This window comes from Sphingomonas chlorellae (assembly GCF_056485145.1).
In genome coordinates this window covers 55,432-82,368 of the sequence record NZ_JBQXXM010000003.1, presented here as the reverse complement: position 1 = coordinate 82,368, position 26,937 = coordinate 55,432, and the positions used below count along the sequence as shown (strand labels likewise).

Here is a 26,937-nt window from a genome sequence, read left to right as displayed (position 1 = left end):
CCCGATGTCGACGCTGCCGGCGCTGCCGCCGCGCGCGCCGCGCCTTACGGTGCGGGCGGCGCGGGTGCGGCCGACGGCGCCTGGCCCCCGGCGCGCAGCAGCCTGATCCGCTGATAGCGGCGGATGCTGAACGGGATCGAGACGAGGTAGAGGCCGGCGAGCACCGCCAGCGTCGGCCACGGCGCCGAGACGAGCGCGGCGACGAGTCCCATCAGCACCGCCACCGCCTGGAAGCGCACTTCGTGGCGCAGGCGGATGCTGGGGGCAAAGGTCGCGACGCTCGAAATCATCAGCACCGCGACAAAGGCCGTCCACAGCGCGATCGCGATCGGCGTGCGCAGCACCTCGTGCCCGGTCCACAGCCACAGGAACAGCGGCGCCAGCGCGAGCACCGCCCCGGCGGGCGCGGGCACGCCGGTGAGGAAGCCCGCCGATTTGTGCGGCTGTTCGGCGCGGTCGATATTGGCGTTGAACCGCGCGAGCCGCAGCGCGCAGAACAGCGCGAGCAGCAGCGCGACGAGCCAGCCGAAACGGCCGAGCGGCTGGAGCGCCCACAGATAGAGGATCATCGCCGGCGCGACGCCGAACGAGATCGCGTCGGACAGGCTGTCGAGCTCCGCACCGAAGCGGCTCTCGCCATGCACCAGCCGCGCGATGCGGCCGTCGATGCCGTCGAGCACCGCGGCGGCGAGCACCATCAGCACCGCCGCCTCCCAGTTGCCGAGCATCCCGAAACGGATCGCGGTCAGCCCCGAACACAGCGCGAGCGCGGTGACGGTGTTGGGCAGCAACGTGCGCAGCGGCACGCCGCGCTCGCGAAGCGGCGGCCTCATTGGGCGATGCCGCTCGCCGCCACCGCGCCGCGACGCGCCAGCACCGTCTCGCCCGCGATCGCGCGCTGGCCCAGCGCCACGGTCGGCGCATATTCGGGCGGCAGGAAGATGTCGACGCGGCTGCCGAAGCGGATCAGGCCGATCCGCTGCCCCGCCACCACCATGTCGCCAGGCTTGACGAACGCGACGATGCGGCGCGCGACCAGCCCGGCGATCTGGGTAAAGCCGATGCGCAGCCCCATCCGGTCCTCGACCAGGATGTGCTGGCGCTCATTTTCCTCGCTCGCCTTGTCGAAATCGGCGTTGAGGAACTTGCCCGCGATATAGATGACCTGCCGCACCGTGCCGGTGATCGGCGTGCGGTTGATGTGGACGTCGAACACGCTCATGAACACCGAGATGCGCACCAGCGGGTTGTCGCCCAGCGCGTTGGGACCGCGCAGTTCGGGCGGCACCGGCACGCGCTCGATCATCGTCACCAGCCCGTCGGCGGGCGAGACGAGGATGCCGTCCTCCTGCGGCGTCACGCGCACCGGATCGCGGAAAAACGCCGCGACGCCCATCGTCAGAAAAACGAAGGGCCAGGTGAGGAACTTCCAGACGAAAAAGGAAAGCAGCGTGATCGCGGCGGCGATCAGCGCATATTTGCGCCCTTCCGGATGAACATCCGGAAAGCGCCACTTGACGGTGTTGGTGCCGACCGGCGGCTTATCGAGCGAACCCATGCCCCGGGTTTAGCCGCGCCGACGGACAATGCCTAGAGCCCGCCGCGCAACTGGCGGCGGCGACACGAGACGACACGAATCGTGTCCGTCGCAAGAATTGGTTCGCGCGCGCGCGCCGCCGCGATGGTCGCGCGACAATAGCGGTTCCCCGCGCGGCCCGTCCGGCGCCGCCCGCGGCCGACCACGGCGCAACCGCGGCGCAACCACGACGCTTGAATGTTCGTTCGGAATTGCGCACCCATCGGGTCCGTCCATTGCAGATCAAGGAATTGCATGTCCGTATCGACCGCTGCCGAACGCCGTGCACGCCGCCGCGCTGCCGGACTTCCGTCGCCCTGGCGGATGTTCCTCAAGGGATTTCTGAAGGAGCCGGTGATGGTGGGGGCGATCGCGCCCTCTTCCGACCGCCTGATTCGGCGGATGCTCGGCCCGGTCGACTGGGCCGGTTGCCGGCTGTTCGTCGAATATGGCCCGGGCGTGGGCACCTTCACCGTGCCGATCCTGCGTCGCCTTGCGCCCGATGCGCGGCTGATCGCGATCGACACCAATCCCGACTTCATCCGCTATCTCAAGCAGACGATCGCCGATCCGCGGCTGATCCCGGTCCAGGGCTCGGCCGCCGATGTCGAGCGCATCGTCCGCGACCATGGCTTCGACCATGCCGACTATATCGCCTCGGGCCTGCCCTTCTCGACGCTGCCGCCCGGCGTGGGTGAGGCGATCGCCGCGGCGACGCACCGCGTGCTGCGCCCCGGCGGCGCCTTCCTCGTCTATCAATATTCGCCGACGGTGAAGCACCGGCTGACGCCGCACTGGCACCGGATCGATCATGCGATGGAGTGGTGGAACATCCCCCCGGCGCAGCTCTACTGGGCGTGGAAGGACTGAGCCGGCCGGCGGCGCCGCCCGCCCGGCGCCCCGCCCGTGCGGCGCGCGCGGGCGCCCGCATCGGCCCGGAGGTTGATCCCGGCCGGGCTTGCTCCTAGACGGGCGGCAATCCACTCCCTCACAGGAAAGAAGCTTATGGCGAAGATCAAGGTTGCAACGCCGGTCGTGGAGCTCGACGGCGACGAAATGACGCGGATCATCTGGGAATGGATCCGCGAGCGCCTGATCCTCCCCTATCTCGACGTCAATCTCAAATATTACGACCTGTCGATCCAGAAGCGCGACGAGACCAACGATCAGATCACGATCGATTCGGCCAACGCGATCAAGGAATATGGCGTCGGCGTGAAGTGCGCGACGATCACGCCGGACGAGGCGCGCGTCGAGGAATTCGACCTCAAGAAGATGTGGAAGTCGCCCAACGGCACGATCCGCAACATCCTGGGCGGCGTGATCTTCCGCGAGCCGATCGTGATCTCGAACGTGCCGCGCCTGATCCCCGGCTGGACCAAGCCGATCGTCGTCGGCCGTCACGCGTTCGGCGACCAGTACAAGGCCACCGACTTCAAGGTGCCCGGCAAGGGCAAGCTGACGATGAAGTGGGAAGGCGAGAACGGCGAGACGATCGAGGAGGAGGTGTTCAACTTCCCCGCCGCCGGCGTCGCGATGGGCATGTACAATCTCGACGAATCGATCCGCGATTTCGCGCGCGCGTCGATGAACTATGCGCTCGGCCGCGGCTGGCCGCTGTACCTGTCGACCAAGAACACGATCCTCAAGGCCTATGACGGCCGCTTCAAGGACATCTTCCAGGAGATCTACGAGACCGAGTTCGCGTCGACCTTCAAGGATGCGGGTATCGAGTATCAGCACCGCCTGATCGACGACATGGTCGCCTCGGCGCTCAAGTGGCACGGCGAGTTCGTCTGGGCCTGCAAGAACTATGACGGCGACGTCCAGTCGGACCAGGTCGCGCAGGGCTTCGGCTCGCTCGGCCTGATGACCTCGGTGCTGATGACCCCCGACGGCAAGACGATCGAGGCCGAAGCGGCGCACGGCACCGTCACCCGCCACTATCGCCAGCACCAGCAGGGCAAGGCCACCTCGACCAACCCGATCGCGTCGATCTTTGCCTGGACCGGCGGCCTCAAGTATCGCGGCAAGTTCGACAACACCCCCGAGGTGACGCGCTTTGCCGAAACGCTGGAAAAGGTCTGCATCCAGACCGTCGAGAGCGGCAAGATGACCAAGGACCTCGCCATCCTGATCGGGCCGGAACAGCCCTGGATGACCACCGAGCAGTTCTTCGAGGCGATTCGCGTCAACCTCGAGGAAGCGATGGGCAAGTGGGCCTGACGCCCCGCCCCGCGCCGCGACGCTGAGCCGTCGCGGCCACGCAGCTTTTCAGGGCCATCCCGGCACCCGCCGGGGTGGCCCTTTGCTTGTCCGCCCCGCCGCGCGGCGGCGCCCGGCCGGCCCGGCGGCTTAAGGCATGACAGCGCCGCCATCCGCCGTCTAAGAAACGGATATGGCGCTCAATCTTCAGAATAGTGGCTTCAGCGACGCGCTGGTCATCCTCGGCGCGGCGGGACTGGTCATCCCCGCCTTCGCGCGTTTCCGCATCAGCCCGGTGATCGGGTTCATCCTCGTCGGCGCGCTCGTCGGCCCGGCCGGGCTCGGGACGCTCGTCAGCAGCTATCCCTGGCTCTATTATTTCACCATCTCCGACGCGCACGCGATCGAGCCCTTTGCCGAATTCGGCATCATCCTGCTGCTCTTCTCGATCGGGCTCGAACTGTCGTTCCGGCGGCTCTGGTCGATGCGCACGCTGGTGTTCGGCGTCGGCGCGGCCGAACTGCTGTTGTCCGGCTTCGTGCTCGCGGCGCTGCTCTATCTCACCGGGCTCAGCACCGGCGGGGCGATCGGGCTCGGGCTGGCGCTCGCGCTGTCGTCGACCGCGATCGTGCTGCCGATCGCGGGGACGACCAGCGCGGTCGGCCGCGCCGCCTTCGCGATGCTGCTGTTCGAGGATCTGGCGCTCGTGCCGATCATCTTCCTGCTCGGCGCGCTGGCGCCGGCGGCGGGCGATGCGGGCGTCGCCGGGCTGTTCACCACGCTGGGCATCGGCACGCTGACGGTCGCGGTGCTGTTCCTCGGCGGGCGGCTGCTGCTGCCGCGCATGTTCGCCCAGGCCGCGCGGACCAAGAGCCCCGAGCTGTTCCTGGCCGCCAGCCTGCTCGTCGTCATCACCGCCAGCCTCGCCACCACCGCCGCCGGGCTGTCGCCGATCGTCGGCGCGCTCGTCGCGGGGCTGCTGATCGCCGAGACCGAATATCACGGCGAGGTCGAGGCGATCACCGCGCCGTTCAAGGGCCTCGCGCTCGGCGTGTTCCTCATCACCGTCGGCATGCGGCTCGACCTCGGCTTCATCCTCGCGAGCTGGGGGCCGCTGCTGCTCGCGACGCTGCTCGTGATGGTGGTGAAGGTGCTGGTGACCAGCGGCCTGCTCAAGATCGCGGGCGTGCGGCTCGGCACCGCGGCGGAGACCGGCGTGCTGATGGCCAGCCCGTCCGAAACGACGCTGATCGTCCTCGGCGTCGCCGCCGCGGCCGGGCTCATCAGCCCGAACACCGCAGCCTTCTGGACCACCGTGACCGCGCTCGGCCTCACCGCCACGCCGCTGCTCGCCAAGGCGGGGCAGCTCGCCGCGCGGCTGATCGAGCGGCGCGCGCCGGGCGAGGTGCCGCCGCCCGCGCTCGATGCCGCGACGGGCAATGCGGTGGTGATCGGCTTCGGCCGCGTCGGGCGCACCGTCGCCGACATGCTCGCGCGCCACGGCCGCCCCTATCTGGCGGTCGATGCCGATATCGACGCGGTCAATGCTGCGCGCAAGGCGGGGTTCAACGTCATGTTCGGCGACGTGACGCGCAGCGAGATGGTCGATCAGCTCCGGCTCGGCCACGCCACCGCCCTGGTGCTGACGATGGACGATCCGGTGCTCACCGTCCGCCTCACCAAGCGCGTGCGCGCCTGGGTGCCCGACCTGCCGATCATCGCCCGCGCGCGCGACGCGCGCCACGCCGCCGAACTCTATCGCGCCGGCGCGACCGAGGCGGTGCCCGAAACGCTCGAAAGCTCGCTCCAGCTTTCGGAGGCGGTGCTCGTCGATCTGGGCGTCGCGGTCGGCCCGGTGATCGCGTCGGTCCATGAAAAGCGCGACGAGATGCGCCGCGCGATCCGCGAGCAGGCGGGGCTCGAACGCGATCCGCGCATCCGCCGGCTCAAGCAGGACGCCGCTCCCCCCGCGCCCGCCGACGACGCGGCCTGAGCCGTCGTTCGGCAACCGCCCAACGGGACGCCCCGGCGCGGCCCCAACGAAAATGCCCCCGCCCGACGCAATGCCGGGCGGGGGCAGAACCGAGGTCCGGTCAACCCGCCGGCGCGGCCGCGAACGGCACGCGCGCGACGGGCGGCACGATCAGTGCAGCGACTTCAGATAGGTGATGATCTCCTGGCGCTTGGCCGCATCGGCCTCGCCCGCAAAGGTCATCTTGGTGCCGGGAACCAGCTTCATCGGGCCGCTGATCCACTTGTCGAGCGTCGCGTCGTCCCAGGTCAGGCCCGCGGCCTTCAGCTTGTCCGAATAGGCAAAGCCCGCCTTCTGCGCGGCCTTGCCGCCCGCAACGCCCCACAGGTTCGGGCCGACGCCCGGCTTGCCGTCCTTGTTGGCGGTGTGACAGGTCTTGCACGGCGTGAACGCGGCCGGTGCGGCGGGGCCGGCGGCCGCGCTGGCGTCGGCGACGGTCGCGTTGCCCGGCGTCGCGGCGTTGTCGATCGCGGGAATCTCGATATTGCCCGCGGCCTCGGGCGCCGCTGCGGTCTGCTCGGGTGCCGGCGCGCTCGACTGCGAGCCGCAGGCCGAAACCGCAAGCGCGGCCACCATCACCGAAATCAGTCGAGCCTTGGTCATTCCACTACCCCTTTTGCCTCACTCCGCATCGGAGCCATTTTCCGCGCCTAGGCACGGAAAACCGCCCGGGCCTTGCGCGGGATCAAAGCGTCAGGCGCTCGCTCGTGCCGCCGCGATCGCCGCGCGCACCGCCGCCAGCGCCTCGGCGCCCTTGTCGCCGTCGGGGCCGCCGCCCTGCGCCATGTCGGGCCGGCCGCCGCCGCCCTGCCCGCCGAGCACCGCCACCGCGACCTTGACCAGATCGACCGCGCTCAGCGATCCCTTCAGGTCGTCGGTCACGCCGACCGCGACCGACGCACGGCCCTCGTTCACCGCCACCAACGCCGCGACGCCCGACGCGATCCGCCCTTTGGCCTCGTCGACCGCGCCGCGCAGCGCCTTGGGCTCCAGCCCGTCGATCACCTGGCCGACAAAGTCGATCCCGGCGACCTGTTCCGGCCCCGCCGGCGCCGCGCCCGCACCGCCGCCCAGCGCCAGCGCCTTCTTCGCCTCGGCCAGCTCGCGTTCGAGCCGGCGGCGTTCCTCGACCAGCGCCGCGACGCGCGCGGGCACCTCGTCGGGGGTCGCCTTCAGCGCCGCCGCCGCCTCGCGCAGCCGCTCGTCGCGCGCGTTGAGCCACTGGCGCGCCGCCTCGCCGGTCAGCGCCTCGATCCGGCGCACGCCCGAAGAGACCGCGCTTTCGCCGACGATCTTGAAGATCGCGATGTCGCCCGTCGCATTGACGTGCGTGCCGCCGCACAGCTCGACCGAATAGGCCGCATCATCGCCGCGGCCCATCGTCAGCACGCGGACCTCGTCGCCATATTTCTCGCCGAACAGCGCCATCGCGCCCGCGGCGATCGCGTCGTCGGGGGTCATCAGCCGCGTCGACACCGCCTCGTTGTGGCGGATCTGCGCGTTCACATCGGCCTCGATCGCGGCGATGTCGTCGGCCGAAAGCGCCGCCGGGTGCGAAAAGTCGAAACGCAGCCGCTCGGGCGCCACCAGGCTGCCCTTCTGCGTCACATGCGTGCCCAGCCGCTTGCGCAGCGCGGCGTGGAGCAGGTGCGTCGCCGAATGGTTGGCGCGGATCTGGTCGCGCCGCACCGCGTCGACGCTCAGCTTCACCGTGTCGCCGACGGCGATCTCGCCCGCCTCGACGCGCGCCTGGTGCGCGTGCAGCCGGCCGAGCGGCTTCGACGTGTCGTCGATGATCGCGCGCAGCCCCTTGTCGTTGGTGATCGTGCCCGCATCGCCCATCTGGCCGCCGCTCTCGGCATAAAAGGGCGTCTGGTTGGTCAGGATCACGACGCTGTCGCCGGGCGCCGCGCGCTCGACGCGGGCGCCGTCCTTGACGATCGCCACCACCTGGCCCTCGCCCTCGGTCCCGGCATAGCCGGTGAACTCGGTGCTCCCCAGCTCGTCGGCGATGTCGAACCACACCTCTTCGCTGGCCTTGTCGCCCGATCCCTTCCACGCGGCGCGCGCGGCGCGCTTCTGTTCGGCCATCGCCGCATCGAAGCCCGCCCGGTCGACCGCGATCGAATGCGCGCGCAGCGCATCCTCGGTCAGGTCATAGGGGAAGCCATAGGTGTCATAGAGCTTGAACGCGGTTTCGCCGGGCAGCGTGTCGCCCGCCTGCATCCCCTGCGTCGCCTCGTCGAGCAGCTTGAGCCCGTTCGCCAGCGTCTGGCGGAACCGCGTCTCTTCCTGCAACAGCGTCGCCTCGATCAGCGGCTGCGCGCGGACGAGCTCGGGATAGGCGGCGCCCATCTCGGCGACCAGCGCGGGCACCATGCGGTGCATCAGCGGGTCCTTGGCGCCCAGCAGGTGCGCGTGACGCATCGCGCGGCGCATGATGCGGCGGAGGACATAGCCGCGGCCCTCGTTCGCCGGCAGCACGCCGTCGGCGACCAGGAATCCCGACGAACGCAGATGGTCGGCGATGACGCGGTGGCTCGCCTGGTTCTCGCCCGTCGTCGACGCGCCGGTCAGCGCGCCCGACTGCTCGATCAGCGCCTTGAACGTGTCGGTGTCGTAATTGTCGGTGACGCCCTGGAGCACCGCCGCCACGCGCTCCAGCCCCATGCCCGTGTCGATCGACGGACGCGGCAGGTCGCCGACGATCTGGTCGTTCGCCTGGACGAACTGCATGAACACCAGGTTCCAGATCTCGACGAAACGGTCGCCGTCCTCGTCGGGCGATCCCGGCGGGCCGCCGAAGATATGGTCGCCATGGTCATAGAAGATCTCGGAGCACGGCCCGCACGGCCCGTCCGATCCCATCACCCAGAAATTGTCCTTGGTGGCGATGCGGATGATCCGCTCGTCGGGCAGCCCGGCGATCTTCTTCCACAGGTCGAACGCCTGGTCGTCATTGTGATAGACGGTGACCGTCAGCCGGTCCTTGGCGATGCCCCATTCGCGCGTGATCAGGTTCCACGCCAGCTCGATCGCGCGATCCTTGAAATAGTCGCCGAACGAGAAATTGCCGAGCATCTCGAAAAAGGTGTGGTGGCGGGCGGTATAGCCCACATTGTCGAGGTCGTTGTGCTTGCCGCCCGCGCGCACGCACTTCTGGCTGCTCGTCGCGGTGGTGTACGGCCGCGACTCGAGCCCGGTGAAAACGTTCTTGAACGGGACCATGCCGGCGTTCGTGAACATCAGCGTGGGATCGTTGTGCGGCACCAGCGGCGCGCTGGGGACGCGGGCATGCCCCTGGCCCTCGAAATAGTCGAGAAACGAGCGGCGAATATCATTGGTCGACGTCATGAGCGCCGACTTAAGGGCATGGCGCGTTTCGCTCAAGCGAAACACACCACCGCGCGCGATCGTTCCGCCATCGTATCGGTTGGCGGCACTTCGATGCTGCGCTGGCGTACCCCAAGGGCGCGGCAACGCGCCGATGCGACCGGACGGATCACGACCGGACGCCGGCGGCCCGCCGCGGTCGCGCCCGGTCGCGGCCCGGCCTCAGCCCATCGGCTGCTCGATCGAGACGGGCGGGGTCGAGAACCATTTCGGCCCCGACTCGGTCATGTGGAAACAATCCTCCAGCCGCACGCCGAAGCTGCCCGGAATATAGATGCCCGGCTCGTTCGAGAAACACATGCCCGGCGCCAGCCGCGTCGTCTCGCCGCGCACCAGGTTGACCGGCTCGTGCCCGTCCAGGCCGATGCCGTGGCCGGTGCGGTGCGACAGTCCGGGCAGCTTGTAGTCGGGGCCGAAGCCCAGCGACGCGTAATAGCGGCGCACCGCATCGTCGACGCTTCCGGCCGCCGCCCCCGGCCGCGCGGCGGCAAAGGCGATCTGCTGTCCCTTGGCCACTGCGTCCCACACGCGCCGCTGCTCGGCGCTCGCGCTGCCATAGACGAAGGTGCGCGACACGTCGGACTGATAGCCCTGGACGTTGCACCCGCAATCCATCAGCACGATCCGCCCTTCGGCGACCGGCGCGGGCACCTTGGTCCCGTGCGGATAGGCGGCGCCCTCGCCCACCAGCACCATGCTGAATTCGGGGCTGCCGCCCAGCTTGCGCGTCGCCGCGTCCATCAGCGCGGAGACGTCGCGCTGCGACATTCCCTTCTCGACGCGCGGATGCACCCAGCGATACGCCGCGATCGTGATGTCGGTCGCCAGTTGCATCAGCGCGATCTCGGCGGGGCTCTTGATCATCCGGCATCCGCGCACGACCGGGTTGGCCGAGGTGACGCGCAGCCCCGCCTTCTGCAGCCCGTCGACCGCGAAATAGCGCACCGTCTCCTCGATCCCCACGGGCATCCCGGCCAGCTTGCGGTCGCGCAGCAGCCCGGCGACGGTCTTCAGCGGGTCCTCGTCCTCCTGCCACACGCGCACCTCGGCCGGGATCGCCAGCGTCTCGCGCGTCCGCGCCTCCTCGAAGAAGGGCGTGACGATGCACGGCTCACCCTCGACCGGGAGCACCGCGGCGGTCAGCCGCTCGCTGCGCCCCCAGCGCACACCGGTGAAATAGACCAGGCTCGCCCCCGGCTCGATCAGCACCGCGCCGATGCCGTTCGCCTTCATCAGCGCCTGCGCGCGCGCGATTCGCGCCAGCCGCTCGTCGACGCCGATCGGCACCGCGCCGGCGGTCATGTCCTTCAATCCGGCCAGGTCGGGCTCGGCGGCGCGCAGCACGCCGCCGGCGGCCCCGATCAGCGGAAACGCCGCGGCGGCGGCAAGCAATTGGCGGCGGGAGCAGGCGGGCATCGGCATTCCCCTTTTCGATGCGTTGGCGACAACCCGGCGATACGGCGCTTGACCCGGCCGCCACAATCCCCTTCCCTGCGCCGCAAACGATACAGGGGTCATTCGTGGGCAAAAGACTGACGTGGTTGATCTTGGGTGCGCTCGTCGCCGGCGGGCTGCTCGGCTGGGGGCTCCATGCCACCTGGGACGACAATGGGGGGCCGGGCACCCAATGGCTGGCGGGGGCGGCCTATTGGTTCGACGTGCCCACCCAGATGTTCCTTCATCTCATCAAGATGATCCTCGCGCCGCTCGTGGTGTCGACGCTGGTCGTCGGCATCGCGCACATGGGCGGCACCGGCGCGATCGGGCGCGTGGGGATCAAGGCGTTCGGCTGGTTCCTCGGCGCCAGCTTCGTCTCGCTGTTCCTCGGGCTCGTGCTCGTCAACCTGCTCCATCCCGGCGTGGGGCTTCACCTGCCGCTGCCGCCGGCCACCGCCTCGAGCGGGGTCGACCGTTCGGCGTTCGACGCGGCCAAGTTCTTCACGCACATCGTGCCCACCTCGGCCATCGACGCGATGGCGAACAACGACATTCTCCAGCTCGTCATCTTCTCGCTCTTCTTCGGCGTCGGCATGGCGGCGGTGGGCGAAAAGGCCGCGCCGCTGCTGCGCGGGATGGAGGCGCTGGTCCAGGTGATGCTCACCGTCACCGGCTATGTGATGCTGTTCGCGCCGGTCGCGGTGTTCTGCGCCGTCGCGCGCACGCTCGCGACCAAGGGGCTGTCGGTCGTCGGCGATCTCGCGCTGTTCATGGGCAGCTTCTATATCGGGCTTGCGGTGCTGTGGTCGGTGCTGCTCGCGGCGTGCTTCGTCATCGTCGGGCCGCGCACGCGGCTGCTGATCCGCTATCTGCGCGATCCGATCCTGCTCGGCTTCTCGACCGCCTCGTCCGAAGCGGCCTATCCGCGCACGCTCGACGCGCTCGACCGGTTCGGCGTGCCGCCGCGCATCGCCAGCTTCGTGCTGCCGCTCGGCTATTCGTTCAACCTCGACGGGTCGATGATGTACATGACCTTCGCGTCGATCTTCATCGCGCAGGCCTATGGCATCCATCTCGACTGGGGGACGATGATCACGATGCTGCTGATGCTGATGATCACCAGCAAGGGCATCGCCGGCGTCCCGCGCGCCAGCCTGGTGGTCATCACCGGCACGCTGTCGCACTTCAACATCCCCGAGGCGGGGGTGCTGCTCATCCTCGCGGTCGATCATTTCCTCGACATGGGGCGCACCGCCACCAACGTCATCGGCAATGCGGTCGCCGCCACCGTCGTCGCGCGCTGGGAGGGGCAGCTCGACCGCCCCGAAAACCCCGACGAGGACATCCGCTTCCCCGCGGCGCACGCGGCGGACGATGCCGACAGCTTCCGCGACTACGGCAAGTCGCACGACTGACGCCGCGGCGCCCCGGCCGGAACCGTCCGGCCGGGGCGCCCGCTCGCGTCAGCGGGCATAGGCATAGGGGCCGCCCGCCGCCAGCGCCGCGGCATAGGCCGGGCGCGCCTGCACCTTCTCGACGAACGCCGCCAGATGCGGGCGGCCGTCCAGCGCCCCGGCGCGCGCCGCCGCCGCCTCGATCGGAAAGCTCATCATCACGTCGGCGGCGGTGAAATCGTCGCCCGCGAACCAAGGCCGCGTCGCCAGCTCGCGCTCGACATAGTCGAAATGCACCGCGGCCATCGGCCGGAACCGGCGCAGCGCCAGCTTGCCCATCAGCGGCACGCGCCCCAGCACCAGCATCACCAGCAGCGGCGGCATCAGCGATCCCTCGGCATAATGGAGGAAATGGCGATAGCGCAGCGCCCCCTCGCGATCCGCGGGCGCCCCCAGCCGCCCGCCGGCCTTCTCGACCAGATATTCGACGATCGCCCCCGTCTCGGCGACGACGGTGCCGTCATCCTCGATCACCGGCGACTTGCCCAGCGGATGCACCGCGCGCAGCGCCGCCGGCGCCAGCATCGTGCGCGGATCGCGGGCATAGCGCCGCACCTTGTACGCCACGCCCAGTTCCTCGAGCAGCCACAGCACGCGCTGCGACCGCGAATTCTCCAGATGATGCACCGTCAGCATCGCCGATCCTCCCCTCCACGCGCCGACGCCGTTCCGCCCGCGCGCCCCCAAGGTGCCGCCCCGCCCCCCGACTGGCAAGCCGCGACCCCACCAAAGCCGCCCCCACCGCCTCGCCCAAAAAAATCCTCCCCGCCCCGGGGAGGGGGACCGCCGGCCGTCAGGCCGGTGGTGGAGGGGCCGCCGCGTAAGCGGCGGAACCCCGGCATCGAACCTCCGCCAGCGCGGCCGAACGCCCCGCGCCGCGCATGCGCGCCGCGACGGGTCGGTCCCCGCCCCGGTCCTCCGCCCGGATCAGCGCTGCGCCGCGCCCGGCCGGCGCGGGCGCTGTCGCGCGGCGATCGACTTGACGATCGTGCGCCCGCCCGCCGCCGGCATCGGGCGCCCGGCAGCCGCGAGCGCGGCGTCGAGCAGCGCGATCACCGCCGGCGCATCGAGCAGCGCGACGTCCTTCAGGCAGACATAGCGCCCCTGGCGCCCCTCGCCGCGCAGCAACCCCGCAGGGTCGGGCAGCGTCGTACCGAAACGGAAATAGAGCAGGACGTTGCGCGGATAGACGGCAAGGCTGAACATCGCCTCGGACGCCCGCTCGCCCGCGCCATAGCCGATCGCGAGCGCGTTGTAATTGTCATAGACCAGCTCGGTCGCGCCGGGGAACCGCACGCGCAGCACCGCGCGCGCGGTGCGAACGCGGTCGGCGATTTCGGGTGCGAAACGGTCGATGAAACCCTCGACCTGCGCCTGCGTGGCGTCGCCGTCGTCGGGATCGGCGGGTGTCGTCATCATCGGCCTCCTGCGTGCGAGGCGGCGCCCCCCCTGGTCGCACCTGCCCCGCGCCCCGATCCTAAAGGCTTCCCGCCCGAAGCAAAACGTCCCTGCCCCCGCATTCTCCCCGGCCGCGGGGTACCGGCCCTCGCCCCCCGGCCCGGCCGCACCGCCCCGCCGGCCGCACGCGTCCCAACAAAAAACGGCCCGAAGCCTGCGCTCCGGGCCGGTTCTTCACCGCAAGGCCGGGGGTTCCCGCCTCAAAGATCGTCGTCGGGTTCCGGCCCCGCCATCAGCCCCTCGGCCACCTGTTCGGTCCGGCCGCGGATCGCCGCCTCCAGCCGCGCGCACAATTCGGTGTTCTCGCGCAGGAAGTTCTTGGCGTTCTCGCGTCCCTGGCCGATGCGGACGCTGTCATAGCTGAACCACGCGCCCGACTTCTCGACCAGCCCGGCCTTGACGCCCAGGTCGAGGATCTCGCCGATCTTCGACACGCCCTCGCCGTACATGATGTCGAACTCGACCTGCTTGAACGGCGGCGCGACCTTGTTCTTCACCACCTTGACGCGCGTGCTGTTGCCGATGATCTCGTCGCGGTCCTTGATCTGCCCGGTGCGGCGGATGTCGAGCCGGACCGACGCATAGAATTTGAGCGCGTTGCCGCCCGTCGTCGTCTCCGGGTTGCCGTACATCACGCCGATCTTCATGCGCACCTGGTTGATGAAGATCACCAGGCAGCGCGACCGGCTGATCGATCCGGTCAGCTTGCGCAGCGCCTGGCTCATCAGCCGCGCCTGCAGGCCGACATGGCTGTCGCCCATCTCGCCCTCGATCTCGGCGCGCGGCACCAGCGCGGCGACCGAGTCGACGACCAGCACGTCGATCGCGTTCGATCGCACCAGCGTGTCGGTGATCTCCAGCGCCTGCTCGCCCGTGTCGGGCTGGCTGACGATCAGCTCGTCGATGTCGACGCCCAGCTTCTTGGCATAGACCGGATCGAGCGCGTGCTCGGCGTCGACGAACGCGGCGACGCCGCCGTTCTTCTGCGCCTCGGCGATCGCGTGGAGCGCCAGCGTCGTCTTGCCCGAGCTTTCGGGGCCATAGATCTCGACGATGCGCCCGCGCGGCAGCCCGCCGATGCCCAGCGCGATGTCGAGCCCCAGCGACCCCGTCGAGATCGCCTCGATCTCCATCGTCTGGCGGCTGCCCAGCTTCATGGCGCTGCCCTTGCCGAACGCGCGGTCGATCTGTGCGAGCGCGGCGTCGAGTGCCTTCTGCTTGTCGGAAGAAATCGCCATGTTGCCTTCGATCACCTTGAGGGATGCTGCCATCTGAAGTCCCCGTCGCTAAAGCGTTTGCGCCGCTCGTTCAACCGCGCGAATGGCTATGTATTCCATTTGTTCTCGCGGAACAAGAGGAGAACTCCGTTCCGCCGCGGCACGGCGCCGGCCCGGCCCCGGCACGGCATCGCCCCGACCCCGGCCCGCCCCCCGGCCCGCCGTCGTCGGCGCGGCGGCGCCACGAAAAAGGGGGCGGTCGCCCGCCCCCCCTGCCCGTCTTGCGGTGATCGTTCGGCGGGGCCGGCGCGATGCCCTCCCCGCCCGGCGCTCACACCAGCCGCGAATGCTTCACCGCCGCGGCGATGAAGCTCGCGAACAGCGGGTGCGGATCGAACGGCTTCGACTTCAGCTCGGGATGGAACTGCACGCCGATGAACCACGGATGGTCGGGGCGCTCGACGATCTCGGGCAGCGTACCGTCGGGCGACATGCCCGAAAACACCAGCCCGCCCTTTTCGAGCACCGGCTTGTACGCGGTGTTGACCTCGTAACGGTGGCGATGGCGTTCGCTGATCTCGGTGCCGCCATAGATCGACGCGACGACGCTGTTGCCCGCCAGCCGCGCGGGATAGGCGCCCAGCCGCATCGTGCCGCCCAGGTCGCCGCCGGCCTCGCGCTTTTCCAGCCCGTCGGCGGTCATCCATTCGGTGATCATGCCCACCACCGGCTCTTCGGTCGGGCCGAATTCGGTGGTCGACGCCTTGGCGATGCCCTGCGCGCGCGCGCCTTCGATGCACGCCATCTGCATGCCCAGGCAGATGCCGAAGAACGGCACGTTGCGTTCGCGCGCAAAGCGGACGCCCGCGATCTTGCCCTCGCTGCCGCGCTCGCCGAAGCCGCCGGGGACGAGGATGCCGTGCATCGGCTCCAGCGTCGCGGTGATGTCGGCCTCGTCCTTCTCGAACAATTCGGCGTCGAGCCAGCGGATGTTGACCTTCACGCGGTTGGCGATGCCGCCATGGACCAGCGCCTCGGTCAGCGATTTATACGCGTCGGGGACGCCCATATATTTGCCGACGACGCCGATCGTGACCTCGCCCTCGGGGTTCTGGAGCCGTGCGACGATGTTTTCCCACCGCTCGAGCGGCGGCGGGCCGCCCGCGTCGATGCCGAACGCCTTGAGCACTTCGACGTCGAGGCCCTCATGGTGATATTGCAGCGGCACGGCATAGATGCTGCTCGCGTCGAGCGCGGGGATCACCGCGCTCGCGGGGACGTTGCAGAACTGCGCGATCTTGGCGCGCTCGCCCGCGGGCAGGTCGCGCTCGCACCGGCAGACGAGCACGTCGGGCTGGACGCCCAGCGCGGCGAGCTCGCGCACGCTGTGCTGCGTCGGCTTGGTCTTCAGCTCGCCCGCCGCTGCGATGAACGGCACCAGCGTGACGTGGATGCTCACCGTCTGGCCGCGGCCCAGGTCGTTGCGGAGCTGGCGAATCGCCTCGATGAACGGCAGCGATTCGATGTCGCCCACCGTGCCGCCGATCTCGCACAGCACGAAATCCAGGTCCTCGGTCTCGGCCTGGGCGAACGCCTTGATCGCGTCGGTGACGTGCGGGATCACCTGCACCGTCGCGCCCAGATAGTCGCCGCGCCGCTCGCGCTCGATGATCGTCTTGTAGATCCGGCCCGACGTGACGTTGTCCGACTGGCGCGAGGCGACGCCGGTGAAGCGTTCGTAATGCCCCAGGTCCAGGTCGGTCTCGGCCCCGTCGTCGGTGACGTACACCTCACCATGCTGGTGGGGCGACATCGTGCCCGGATCGACGTTGAGATAGGGATCGAATTTGCGGATGCGGACTCGATAGCCACGGGCCTGGAGCAACGCCGCAAGGCTTGCCGCCATCAGACCTTTGCCAAGCGAGGAGACCACGCCGCCGGTGATGAAGATATACCGCGCCATGGGAGGAAACGCCTAACGTGAATGTGCGCGCGCCGACAAGCGCCCGAATCCGGGCCGGCGCACTATTTTTTGGTCAAGTCCGGCGGATGCCGGACAGCGAAACGGCTCCCCCGGCGCCGCGGCCGGGGAGCCATGGGGGTGGTCAGGCCCGCGCCGCAGGGGCGCGGGGCCGGCCGGTTACTGGGCCAGCGGAACCTGGCCGTTGGCGGGCGCCGGTGCGGCGGGCGCGGCCGGAGCCGGCGCCGTCGGGGCCGCGGCGGGCGCGCTTGCGGGCGCAGGCGCACGGCGCAGCGAGGTGTCGATCGAGACGTTGTGGCGCGTCGCGGCGATCACGGCGAGCACGATGCTCATCACGATGAACGCCGTCGCCAGGATCGCGGTCGACCGAGTCAGGAAATCGGCTGCGCCCCGCGCCGACATCAGCCCCGAGGGGCTGCCGCCGGTGGTCAGGCCGCCGCCCTCCGAGCGCTGCACGAGGATCACGGTCACGAGAAGCGCCGCGATGATGGCGTGGACGACGAGCAGAAAGGTGTACATCAGGACCCGACCTGTTGAGAAAGCGGCGACATAGGGGAGCCGGGCGCGGGGATCAACCTTGCGCTTCGGCGCGCGCCGCGGCGGGTCGCCATCGCGTTGCCCCGAACGGCGGCTTCGGGCGCATTTTTGCGCGGCGGCGACGCCTCGTTGCCGGCGAACGGACGATTTTCGTCGCAAAATGCGGCGATCGGCCCGCCGTTGCGATACTTTTTTACACGAAGATGAAACATTTCGGCCACGCACTGAAACCAGTCGCGCCAAGACGCGTTACCGCTGCTGGGAAGCCCCCGTCATGGCCGGGGGCCAATTTGCAGACCGGGTAAACGCTGTGAACGCACTTCAAGACCAGGCGCTATCTTCCTGGAAGACCACCCTGATCGACTATGTGCGCTCGGGGGAGCCGGATCTCACCAATCGTCAGATGGCGATGCTTCTGCTCATCTATCTCGAACCGGGGCCGCACACGGTCCGCGGGCTCGCGCGCGCGCTCAACGTTTCGAAACCCGTAGTCACCCGCGCCTTGAATCGCCTGGGCACGCTCGGCTATCTGCGTCGCCAACGCGACGATACCGACAAGCGGAACATCTTCGTCGCACGGACCGCTGAAGGGGCAGATTTTCTTGCAGAGTTCGGGCAATTCCTTGCGGGCGACCACGACAACGAACCGGTCGTCCGCAGGGCCAACGCGTAAACGTTTCTCACTAAAGGGAAAATCCCCCGTCTTTGACGCGCGGGCCGACGCCGTTCGCGGCGATCTGGCCGATGTGCGCCTGGCGGACCGGGTGTTCGCGCCACATTATGCCGCGCCGATGCCCTGCCCGCTCGTGCGCGCCGCAGCGTTGCGCAGCGGCATCAGCGCCGATTCGCCGCTGCTGGCGACGCTCGCCGCCGGGACGGTGTTCGAGGTGCTCGAGGTCGCCGGCGCGCATGTCTGGGGCAGCGCGCCCGAACTGCGTCTGGTCGGCTATGTCGACGCGACCGCCGTGGCCCTGCCCGAGGAGAATGCAGCAGCATGACGACGCGCGTCTTCATCGATGGGGCGGCCGGAACCACCGGGCTCGAGATCCGCGAGCGGCTGGCCGGCCGCCAGGAAATCGCGCTGATCCAGCTCGACGATGCCGAGCGCAAGGATCCCGCGCGCCGCGAGGCCGCGCTCAACGATGCCGATTTCGTGATTCTCTGCCTGCCCGACGATGCGGCGCGCGAGGCGGTTGCGATGATCCGCAACGACCGCACCCGCGTGATCGACGCGTCGACCGCGCATCGCGTCGCGCCCGACTGGACCTATGGCTTCCCGGAGCTTGAGCCCGGCCAGATGGCGGCGATCGCCGAATCGGCCCGCGTCGCCAATCCGGGCTGCTATCCCACGGGTTTCCTCGCGCTCGTCCGGCCGCTCGTCCGCGCGGGGCTGATCCCGCACGACTATCCGCTCAGCGTCAACGCCGTGTCGGGCTATTCGGGCGGCGGCAAGGCGATGATCGCCGAGTTCGAACAGCCCGAATCGCCCGGGCATGCGCATCCCGCCTTCCGCACCTATGGCCTCGGCCTTGCGCACAAGCATGTGCCGGAGATGCAGAAGCACGCGCGCATCGAACATCCGCCGATCTTCATGCCGGCGGTCGCGCGCACCTATCGCGGCATGCTGATCGAAGTGCCGCTGCCGCTCTTCGCCTTCACCCGGCGTCCCTCGATCGAGGCGATCGAGAATGTGCTGCGCGAGGCGTATCGCGACAGCGATATTGTTCGCGTGCTTCCCGCCGACGAGACCATGGTGACGATCGAGGCCGATGCCGGCACCGACCGGCTGTCGCTGCGCGTGTTCGGCAATGCCGAGCGCGGTCAGGCGCGACTGGTGGCGACGCTCGACAATCTCGGCAAGGGCGCGGCGGGTGCCGCGGTCCAGAATCTCAACGTCATGGCGGGCTTTTCGCCCAGCGCGGGGCTCGTTCTCTGAACCGGCGACCGGGCGCGGCGGGGCCGGTCCCCGCGCGTCCGGGCCAAGCCGACGCTTGATCTTTGCCCGCCGTTCGTGTCCTGAAGGACCAGGGACAGGATCAGAAGAGGCACGCAATGCAGCAATCCGTCGGCAAACTCCTGCTGTTCGGCGCAACCGGCGATCTGGCGCAGCGGATGCTGCTGCCGTCGCTCTATGCGCTCCATGCCGACGGCCTGCTGCCGCAGGGGCTGTCGATCATCGGCACCGCGCGCTCGGACCTCGACGATGCCGGCTATCGCCGCTTCACCCGTCAGGCGCTCGACACCTTCCTGACCGCCGACCGGCGCGATGACAGCGCTGTCGAAAGCTTTCTCGAGCGCGTGCATTATCAGCCGCTCGACGCCTCGGACGTGTCGGGCTTCGCCGCGCTCAAGGAAAAGGTGGGCGACATCCGCGACGGGCTCGCGATCTTCCTGTCGACCGCGCCCTGGCTGTTCGGCCCGACGATCCGCGGCCTCGAAGCCGCGGGTCTTGCCGGCGACAATGTGCGGATCAGCCTCGAAAAGCCGCTCGGCAAGGATCTCGACACCAGCCGCGAGATCAACGACCTCGTCGCCAGCGTCTTTCCCGAGGAGCGGACCTTCCGCATCGACCATTATCTCGGCAAGGAAACCGTCCAGAACATCCTGGCGCTGCGTTTCGGCAACTCGCTGTTCGAGCCGGTGTGGAACGCCCAGGGCATCGACCATGTCCAGATCACTGTCTCCGAAACCGTCGGGCTCGAAGGGCGCGCCGGCTTCTATGACGAGACCGGCGCGCTGCGCGACATGGTCCAGAACCACATGCTTCAGCTCCTTGCGCTGATCGCGATGGAGGCCCCTGCCCAGTTCGACGGCACGTCGATCCGCGACGAAAAGGTCAAGGTGCTGCGTTCGCTGCGCCCGATCACCGGCGGCGATGCGGCGCACCTGACCGTCACCGGCCAATATGGCGGCGGCGCCGTCAACGGCTCGATCGTCCGCGACTATGCGACCGACCTCGAAAAGCCGTCGTCGACCGAGACCTTCGTGGCAATCAAGGCGCATGTCGACAACTGGCGCTGGCACGGCGTCCCCTTCTACCTGCGCACCGGCAAGCGGCTGGCCGAACGCCGTTCGGAAATCGTCATCCAGTTCAAGCCGGTGCCGCACTCGATCTTCGCCGATCGCGGCGGCGTGCTGCACCCCAACACGCTCGTCATCCGGCTTCAGCCCGAGGAATATGTGCGGCTGCTCGTCATGGCGAAGCAGCCCGGGCTCGATCGCGACGGCATCCGCCTGCGCGAGGTGCCGCTCAACCTCAGCCTCGAGAACGAATTCGCCGGCACGCGCCGCCGCATCGCCTATGAACGCCTGCTCCTCGATCTGATCGAGGGCGATCCCACGCTGTTCGTCCGCCGCGACGAGGTGGAGGCGCAATGGGCCTGGATCGACGGCATCCGTCACGGATGGCAGGTTTCCGACCTCAAGCCAAAGCCCTATGCTTCGGGAAGCTGGGGCCCCTCGGCCTCGGTCGCGCTGACCGAGCGCGACGGGGTGACGTGGAACGAATAGGCGCGTGATCCCATATCCGAAGTCCACCCACCGGACCCCACGCGCAGGAGAACAAGAATGACCGAAATCGAATGGTGGGACTATGACGACGCCGCCGAAATGGCCGACGCGGTCGCCGGTGACATCCAGTTCATCATCGAAAGCGCGATCGACGCGCGCGGCGGCGCGGTCGTCGCGCTTGCCGGCGGCAAGACGCCGCTGCCGATCTATGAAAAACTCGCCGCGGCCAAGCTCGACTGGAAGCGCGTGACGATCATCCCCGGCGACGACCGGCTGGTGCCGCTGGGCGATCCGCTGTCGAACGTCACCGCGATCGGCAAGATCTTCATTCCCCGGGGCGCGCGCGTGCTGCCGCTGATCAGCGACAAGGCCGAGGATTACAAGGCCGCCGGCCGTGCCGCCGACGCGCGGCTCCAGGACGTCCACTGGCCGCTCGACCTGTGCCTGCTCGGCGTCGGGGCCGACGGGCATTGCGCCTCGATCTTCCCCGGCCCCGATTATGACGAGGCGCTCAACGGCCCCAAGGAGCGCCGCGCGCTCGGCGTCATGCCCGATCCGCTGCCGCCCGAAGCGCCGGTGGCGCGCGTCACGCTCAGCCGCGCCGCCATCGCCTCGGCGCGCGCGCTGATGATCGCCGTGTCGGGCCAGGCCAAGCGCGACGTGCTGGAAACCGCAATCGAGGCGGGTGCCGCCTCGCCCTACCCCATCGGCCGCGTGCTTGCCGACGTCGAGCTGCCGGTCGACATCCACTGGAGCGCCTGATGGCCACGCTGCACGCCGAAATCGCCGCCGTCACCGACCGGATCATCGAACGGTCGCGGGCGGGACGCACCGCCTATCTCGACCTGATCCGCCAGGCGCGCGAATCGGGCAATGACCGTCCCAAGCTCGGCTGCGCGAACCTCGCGCACGCCTATGCCGGCACCGACGAACAGCGCGACCGGATGAAGGACGGTCGCGCGATGAACATCGGCATCGTCACCGCCTATAACGACATGCTCTCGGCGCACGCGACCTATTATCGCTACCCGGAGCAGATGAAGGTCTGGGCGCTCGAGGCGGGCGCCACGGCGCAGGTCGCGGGCGGCGTGCCCGCGATGTGCGACGGCGTGACCCAGGGCTATGAGGGCATGGAGCTGTCGCTGTTCAGCCGCGACACGATCGCGCTGTCGACCGCGATCGCGCTCAGCCACCGCGTGTTCGAGGGCGCGGCGCTGCTCGGCATCTGCGACAAGATCGTCCCCGGCCTGCTGATGGGCGCGCTGCGCTTCGGCCATCTGCCGATGGTGATGGTGCCCGGCGGCCCGATGCGCTCGGGCCTCGCCAACAAGGACAAGGCCGCCGTCCGCGAACGCTTCGCCGAGGGCAAGGCGAGCCGCGAGGAACTGCTCGAGGCCGAGATCGCCGCCTATCACGGCAAGGGCACCTGCACCTTCTACGGCACCGCCAACTCGAACCAGATGATGATGGAGGCGATGGGCCTCCACATCCCCGGCGCCGCCTTCGCCAACCCCCAGACCGGGCTGCGCCAGCAACTCACCCGCGCCGCCGTGCATCGCCTCGCGGCGATCGGCTGGAACGGCGACGATTATCGCCCGATCGGCCATGTCGTCGACGAAAAGGCGATCGTGAACGCCGCGATCGTGCTGCTCGCGACGGGCGGATCGACCAACCACCTCATCCACATCCCCGCCTTTGCCCGCGCTGCCGGGATCATGATCGACTGGGACGATTTCGACCGGCTCTCGCGCGTCGTGCCGCTGCTCGCGCGCGTCTATCCCAACGGCTCGGCCGACGTGAACCAGTTCGAGGATGCCGGCGGCCCCTCATTCGTCATCCGCGAGCTGCTGGCCGCCGGGCTGATGCACGCCGACACGCTCACCGTCGCCGAAGGCGGCATGGCCGCCTATGGCCGCAAGCCGGTGATCGAGGACGAGGCGCTCGCCTGGCGCGATCTTCCCGCGACCAGCGGCGACCCCGCGATCGTCCGCACCGCCGACGCGCCCTTCTCGCCCGAGGGCGGCTTCCGCATCCTCAAGGGCAATCTCGGCCGCGCCTGCATCAAGGTCAGCGCGGTCGAGCGCGACCGCTGGGTCATCGACGCCCCCGCGCGCGTCTTCCACGACCAGTCGGAGGTGCAGGCGGCGTTCCGCGCGGGCGAGCTCGATCGCGACGTCGTCGTCGTCGTCCGCTTCCAGGGCCCGCGCGCCAACGGCATGCCCGAGCTGCACAAGCTCACGCCCCCGCTCGGCGTGCTCCAGAACCGCGGCTTCCGCGTCGCGCTCGTCACCGACGGGCGGATGTCGGGCGCCAGCGGCAAGGTGCCCTGCGCGATCCACCTCTCGCCCGAAGCGATCGGCAACGGCCCCATCGCGCTGCTGCGCGACGGCGACCGCGTGCGGCTCGATGCCGAACGCGGCATCCTCGAAGCCGTGGTCGATCCACAGGAGTGGGCGGCGCGCCGGCCCGTTGCCGCCCCGCCCGCGGCGATCGGCACCGGCCGCGAGCTGTTCGCGATGCTGCGCACCGGCGCGGACGAGGCGGAACGGGGGGCAAGCGCGATGCTGTCGGCGGCGGGGCTCTGACCCGCCGCTTGATCGACGCTTTACAAAACGGGCTTGAAAGGCCGAAAGGCGTGCGGCACTGCCAACGTTGACAGTGGAACGCGTCCGAAAAATCGGGGAGGAACAATGGAAGTCGTCGCGGTCGATATCGGGGGCACCCACGCCCGCTTCGCCGTTGCCGAGGTCGCCGAGGGTCGCGTCGTCTCGATGAGCCCCCCGGTGACCCAGAAGGTGGCGGAGCATCCCAGCCTTCAGCTCGCCTGGCAGGCCTTTGCCGCCACGCTCGATCGGCCCGCCCCGCGCGCGGCGGCGATCGCGGTCGCCTCGCCGGTGGGCGGAGAGATCATCAAGCTCACCAACAACCCCTGGATCATCCGCCCCGCGCTGATCCCCGACCGGCTGGGCGCCGAGATCTGGACCGTCGTCAACGATTTCGAGGCGATCGGCCACGCCGTCGCCCAGTTCGACGATTCGAACTTCCAGCATCTGTGCGGCCCCGAAACGCCGCTGCCCGCGTCCGGCTCGCTCACCGTCTGCGGCCCGGGCACCGGGCTCGGCGTCGCCCAGGTGTTCCGCCACGACGGCGGCTATCACGTCATCGCGACCGAGGGCGGCCATTCCGATTTCGCCCCGCTCGACCCGATCGAGGACGCGCTCGTCCAGCGGCTGCGCAAGACCTATACGCGCGTGTCGAAGGAACGCGTCGCCGCCGGCCCGGCGATCGTCTCGATCTACGAAACGCTCGCCGAGCTTGAGGGCAAGCCCTTCCAGCGCCTCGACGACAAGGAGATCTGGCAGCTCGCCTTCGACGGGCGCGACAGCCTCGCCGTCGCCGCGCTCGATCGCTTCTGCCTCAGCCTCGGCGCCGTCGCGGGCGACCTTGCGCTGTCGCACGGCCCCACCGGCGTCGTCATCGCGGGCGGGCTCGGGCTGCGGCTCAAGAACCATCTGCTCCAGTCGGGCTTCGGCGAGCGTTTCGTCGCCAAGGGCCGGTTCCGCGGGCTGATGGCCACGATCCCGGTCAAGCTGATCACCCATCCCCAGCCCGGCCTGTTCGGCGCCGCCGCCGCCTTTGCCCAGGAGCATGCCCGATGAGCACGCACGACATCGAAGCCATCATGCGCACCAGCCCGGTGATCCCGGTGCTGGTGATCGACGACGCCGCCACCGCCCGCCCGCTGGCCGAGGCGCTCGTCCGCGGCGGGCTGCGCGTGCTCGAGGTGACGATGCGCACCCCCGCCGCGCTCGACGCGATCCGCGAGATGAAGCAGGTCGACGGCGCGATCGTCGGCGCGGGCACCGTCATCAATCCCGACCAGTTCGCCCAGGTGGTCGATGCCGGCGCCGAATTCATCGTCTCGCCGGGGCTCACCGAGCGGCTGGCGCGCCCGGTGATCGAAAGCGGCGTGCCCTTCCTCCCCGGCATCGCCAGCGCCGCCGACATCATGCGCGGGCTCGATCTCGGCCTCAGCCATTTCAAGTTCTTCCCCGCCGAGACCTCGGGCGGGCTCAAGGCGCTCAAGGCGCTCGCCGCCCCCTTCTATCAGGCGCGCTTCTGCCCCACCGGCGGCATCACGCTCGACAGCGCGCCCGCCTGGCTCGGCTTCGATCCGGTGCTGTGCGTCGGCGGCAGCTGGATCGCCACCGGCACGATGCCCGAAGTCGAACAAAAAGCCCGCGCCGCCGCCGCGCTGGCCAACTGACGCACCGACCCCGGCGGGCGGACCGCCGCTCGCCGAGGTGGGCAGGAATGCGCGCCTGCTCGCCTGCGGTTCGGCAAAGTCCGGGCCGATGGTGACGGACAGCGGGCACAAACGGCTTGGCGTGCGCGGTGTCGAGCGCGATCGGTACCGGGGGTCAGTGGCGGATAAGAGCGGCTGCGACTGGGCCGCCAGGTTTTTACGAGAAGCGGACAGCACATCATCGTCGGCGTGCCCAATTGCGATACAGCGCTGTTTCTCCTACTCAGCCCGACCTAGTTCTAAATCTACGCCAGCTTAGGTAAGTCAGCGATATGACTGACTTGGACATGCTGCCCGGCGCAGAACCCGACGACTTCAACGAGCTCCTTGGCGACATCACGCCAAAGACTGGCTTTGGCGAGGCGCGCTTCATCGTCACACGAAGCGATAAGATCGTGGATGTGAAGATCAAAGCCTCGGACGCGCTCGTGCGGAGTGTAGCTCGTGAGTACTTCGAGGACGAAGAACCTGTGCCCAGGACGGCATTGCGGCTTGATTATGAGGCAGGGACGCTCAGCATCTACCCACAGCTGATCTACTTCTCTGACCGGCTCTACCAGCAAAAATACAAGCAGCTGGAGGAGATACAGATCGACCTGCCTCAGGAGCCAGACTTACCCGAAGAGCACTTCGGCGTGGTTGAGCTTATGAAGGCCATCCCCAACGGCTTCATCAAGGACCCGTCATTCGGCCTCGGCTTCGTCAAGGAGATGAAGCCGCTGGTGAATTCAATACAGGAACTCAAGGGTGTTCGCCGTCTCGTCATTTCGGAGAAGGAGACGACCCGCATCGACGGGGCAACTTTCTACATGGGCACGGAGGAATACACGACCCTCCGCAATGGAATGAACCGCATCGCGCGCCACCATCAGGCCGATAGCCTGATCGAACGCGAAATGATGGCGCACAACAACTCGATCCACAAAGCGATGCCGGATGTTCATCGCTACAAAGAGAGACCTTACCGCCCAGGCACAGTCTACAAGTTGCTGGGAGGCACTCAGAGCGCGGTGGTAAAGCTGCGGGGCAGGGATCGGGTCAGCGTCCTCAATGCGATTGCGGGCAACGCCGACGCCCTCGCAAAGCGCGATCCTCGAGAGTTTGTGCAGCTACAGAAGGACATCGAGATTGTCGGCCTCGACAAGCTCATTGATGCCGTGAAGAGCCATATTGGACGCAACAGCGCAGAGGGCGTCTGGCAGACGCTGCTTGAGTTAAATCCCTTCATCCTGTCCATGCTGTTCGGCCAGCCTATCGTGCTCTTGCAGGCTAGCGCGTCAGTGGGTGGGCAGACGCTTTCGGGCAGCGGCACTAAAATAGCCGACTTCCTCGCCAAGAACGCTCTATCTCACAATGCAGCCTTAGTGGAAATCAAGCGGCCGAAGACGGCTCTGTTGACACACACCGAATATAGAGGAGGGGTTTTCGGCCCGTCCAAAGAGTTGATGGGGGCGGTTACTCAGGTGCTCGACCAGCGTGTCAAGCTCACAACGAACATTGCGCACACCCTCTATAACAGCAAGATCAACAACCTCGACGTGTCGGCCATTGAGTGCGTAGTTGTGGCTGGAACGATGCCGAGCGAGGAGGCGACGATCCGCTCGTTCGAATTGATCAGAAATTCGTTCAAGGACGTGCGGATCATCACGTTTGATGAAATGCTGGAGCGGCTGCAAATCCTGAGGGAACTACTCGCTGGCGAGCGATACGTTTCCGACATTGACGACGGACCGGAGGACGCGTTCGATATCTTCGATCCCTTTGAGGATGAGGACGATGGACACTGGGACGCGCGTGACGACGAAGACCGTAACCCGAGGGACTGAGGCTT

The 26,937-nt window shown here is 68.6% G+C and carries 24 protein-coding genes; 13 read left to right on the top strand and 11 right to left on the bottom strand.

What is annotated here, in order from left to right:
- Positions 1-44 precede the first annotated feature (44 nt).
- Together pssA and ACT3CF_RS09150 are read right to left on the bottom strand one after the other, a co-directional pair.
- Complete coding sequence (gene pssA / locus ACT3CF_RS09155; protein ID WP_478422077.1) at positions 45-833, bottom strand: CDP-diacylglycerol--serine O-phosphatidyltransferase; 789 nt, start codon at positions 831-833, stop codon at positions 45-47.
- Positions 830-1,558 (bottom strand): phosphatidylserine decarboxylase, encoded by a 729-nt coding sequence (locus ACT3CF_RS09150; protein ID WP_478422075.1) that lies wholly within the window; start codon positions 1,556-1,558, stop codon positions 830-832. Before ACT3CF_RS09150 ends, pssA begins: the two co-directional genes overlap by 4 nt.
- 273 nt (positions 1,559-1,831) lie before the next feature.
- Between ACT3CF_RS09150 and ACT3CF_RS09145 the strand changes: the two genes are divergently transcribed.
- From ACT3CF_RS09145 to ACT3CF_RS09135, 3 genes are all read left to right on the top strand, one after another.
- The gene (locus ACT3CF_RS09145; RefSeq protein ID WP_478422073.1) at positions 1,832-2,446 is read left to right on the top strand and encodes a class I SAM-dependent methyltransferase; all 615 of its coding nucleotides are present in this window, start codon (positions 1,832-1,834) and stop codon (positions 2,444-2,446) included.
- A 135-nt stretch (positions 2,447-2,581) separates the two neighbouring features.
- Complete coding sequence (locus tag ACT3CF_RS09140) at positions 2,582-3,802, top strand: NADP-dependent isocitrate dehydrogenase (protein ID WP_478422071.1); 1,221 nt, start codon at positions 2,582-2,584, stop codon at positions 3,800-3,802.
- A 172-nt stretch (positions 3,803-3,974) separates the two neighbouring features.
- Entirely contained in the window at positions 3,975-5,774 is a 1,800-nt protein-coding gene (locus ACT3CF_RS09135; RefSeq protein WP_478422069.1) for a cation:proton antiporter domain-containing protein, read from the top strand.
- Between the two features lie 150 nt (positions 5,775-5,924).
- On the opposite strand, the gene ACT3CF_RS09130 is transcribed toward ACT3CF_RS09135, so the two are convergent.
- From ACT3CF_RS09130 to ACT3CF_RS09120, 3 genes are all read right to left on the bottom strand, one after another.
- On the bottom strand, positions 5,925-6,416 hold the full coding sequence (locus ACT3CF_RS09130; RefSeq protein ID WP_478422067.1) for a c-type cytochrome: 492 nt from the start codon (positions 6,414-6,416) through the stop codon (positions 5,925-5,927).
- A gap of 90 nt (positions 6,417-6,506) precedes the next feature.
- A complete protein-coding gene (gene alaS / locus ACT3CF_RS09125; protein WP_478422066.1) occupies positions 6,507-9,167 on the bottom strand; it encodes an alanine--tRNA ligase in 2,661 nt (886 codons plus the stop codon).
- Positions 9,168-9,368: 201 nt separating this feature from the next.
- Complete coding sequence (locus ACT3CF_RS09120) at positions 9,369-10,622, bottom strand: M24 family metallopeptidase (protein WP_478422064.1); 1,254 nt, start codon at positions 10,620-10,622, stop codon at positions 9,369-9,371.
- A 104-nt stretch (positions 10,623-10,726) separates the two neighbouring features.
- Between ACT3CF_RS09120 and ACT3CF_RS09115 the strand changes: the two genes are divergently transcribed.
- A complete protein-coding gene (locus ACT3CF_RS09115) occupies positions 10,727-12,058 on the top strand; it encodes a dicarboxylate/amino acid:cation symporter (RefSeq protein WP_478422062.1) in 1,332 nt (443 codons plus the stop codon).
- Positions 12,059-12,106: 48 nt separating this feature from the next.
- Here the strand turns inward: ACT3CF_RS09115 and ACT3CF_RS09110 are convergent, their stop codons facing one another.
- The 6 genes from ACT3CF_RS09110 to ACT3CF_RS09085 all read right to left on the bottom strand — a co-directional run bounded on the left by ACT3CF_RS09110 (position 12,107) and on the right by ACT3CF_RS09085 (position 17,511).
- The gene (locus ACT3CF_RS09110; RefSeq protein ID WP_478422060.1) at positions 12,107-12,733 is read right to left on the bottom strand and encodes a glutathione S-transferase family protein; all 627 of its coding nucleotides are present in this window, start codon (positions 12,731-12,733) and stop codon (positions 12,107-12,109) included.
- A gap of 291 nt (positions 12,734-13,024) precedes the next feature.
- Positions 13,025-13,513, bottom strand: coding sequence for a hypothetical protein (locus tag ACT3CF_RS09105; RefSeq protein ID WP_478422058.1), 489 nt, complete (start codon positions 13,511-13,513; stop codon positions 13,025-13,027).
- Between the two features lie 242 nt (positions 13,514-13,755).
- A complete protein-coding gene (gene recA, locus ACT3CF_RS09100) occupies positions 13,756-14,826 on the bottom strand; it encodes a recombinase RecA (RefSeq protein ID WP_478422056.1) in 1,071 nt (356 codons plus the stop codon).
- A gap of 277 nt (positions 14,827-15,103) precedes the next feature.
- Positions 15,104-16,735 (bottom strand): CTP synthase, encoded by a 1,632-nt coding sequence (locus ACT3CF_RS09095; RefSeq protein ID WP_478422054.1) that lies wholly within the window; start codon positions 16,733-16,735, stop codon positions 15,104-15,106.
- A 177-nt stretch (positions 16,736-16,912) separates the two neighbouring features.
- Complete coding sequence (gene secG / locus ACT3CF_RS09090) at positions 16,913-17,272, bottom strand: preprotein translocase subunit SecG (protein WP_478422052.1); 360 nt, start codon at positions 17,270-17,272, stop codon at positions 16,913-16,915.
- Positions 17,272-17,511, bottom strand: coding sequence for a hypothetical protein (locus ACT3CF_RS09085; protein ID WP_478422050.1), 240 nt, complete (start codon positions 17,509-17,511; stop codon positions 17,272-17,274). Before ACT3CF_RS09085 ends, secG begins: the two co-directional genes overlap by 1 nt.
- Before the next feature lie 89 nt (positions 17,512-17,600).
- Here ACT3CF_RS09085 and ACT3CF_RS09080 point away from each other — a divergent pair, with 89 nt between their 5' ends.
- From ACT3CF_RS09080 to ACT3CF_RS09040, 9 genes are all read left to right on the top strand, one after another.
- Entirely contained in the window at positions 17,601-17,963 is a 363-nt protein-coding gene (locus ACT3CF_RS09080; RefSeq protein ID WP_478422048.1) for a MarR family transcriptional regulator, read from the top strand.
- A gap of 91 nt (positions 17,964-18,054) precedes the next feature.
- Positions 18,055-18,288, top strand: coding sequence for an SH3 domain-containing protein (locus ACT3CF_RS09075; protein WP_478422046.1), 234 nt, complete (start codon positions 18,055-18,057; stop codon positions 18,286-18,288).
- Positions 18,285-19,226 carry an N-acetyl-gamma-glutamyl-phosphate reductase gene (gene argC / locus ACT3CF_RS09070; protein WP_478422044.1) on the top strand — a complete coding sequence of 314 codons (942 nt, stop codon included), beginning with the start codon at positions 18,285-18,287 and terminating at the stop codon, positions 19,224-19,226. Before ACT3CF_RS09075 ends, argC begins: the two co-directional genes overlap by 4 nt.
- A gap of 116 nt (positions 19,227-19,342) precedes the next feature.
- Positions 19,343-20,800, top strand: a complete 1,458-nt coding sequence (zwf, locus tag ACT3CF_RS09065; RefSeq protein ID WP_478422042.1) for a glucose-6-phosphate dehydrogenase — start codon at positions 19,343-19,345, stop codon at positions 20,798-20,800.
- A 57-nt stretch (positions 20,801-20,857) separates the two neighbouring features.
- On the top strand, positions 20,858-21,562 hold the full coding sequence (pgl, locus tag ACT3CF_RS09060) for a 6-phosphogluconolactonase (RefSeq protein WP_478422040.1): 705 nt from the start codon (positions 20,858-20,860) through the stop codon (positions 21,560-21,562).
- The gene (gene edd / locus ACT3CF_RS09055) at positions 21,562-23,385 is read left to right on the top strand and encodes a phosphogluconate dehydratase (RefSeq protein ID WP_478422038.1); all 1,824 of its coding nucleotides are present in this window, start codon (positions 21,562-21,564) and stop codon (positions 23,383-23,385) included. The genes pgl and edd overlap by 1 nt, the downstream gene beginning before the upstream one ends.
- A 105-nt stretch (positions 23,386-23,490) precedes the next feature.
- Positions 23,491-24,459: a glucokinase gene (gene glk / locus ACT3CF_RS09050; RefSeq protein ID WP_478422036.1), complete on the top strand. Its 969-nt coding sequence runs from the start codon at positions 23,491-23,493 to the stop codon at positions 24,457-24,459.
- Entirely contained in the window at positions 24,456-25,067 is a 612-nt protein-coding gene (gene eda, locus ACT3CF_RS09045) for a bifunctional 4-hydroxy-2-oxoglutarate aldolase/2-dehydro-3-deoxy-phosphogluconate aldolase (protein WP_478422034.1), read from the top strand. Before glk ends, eda begins: the two co-directional genes overlap by 4 nt.
- 311 nt (positions 25,068-25,378) lie before the next feature.
- A complete protein-coding gene (locus ACT3CF_RS09040) occupies positions 25,379-26,932 on the top strand; it encodes a Shedu immune nuclease family protein (RefSeq protein ID WP_478422032.1) in 1,554 nt (517 codons plus the stop codon).
- Positions 26,933-26,937: the final 5 nt, after the last annotated feature.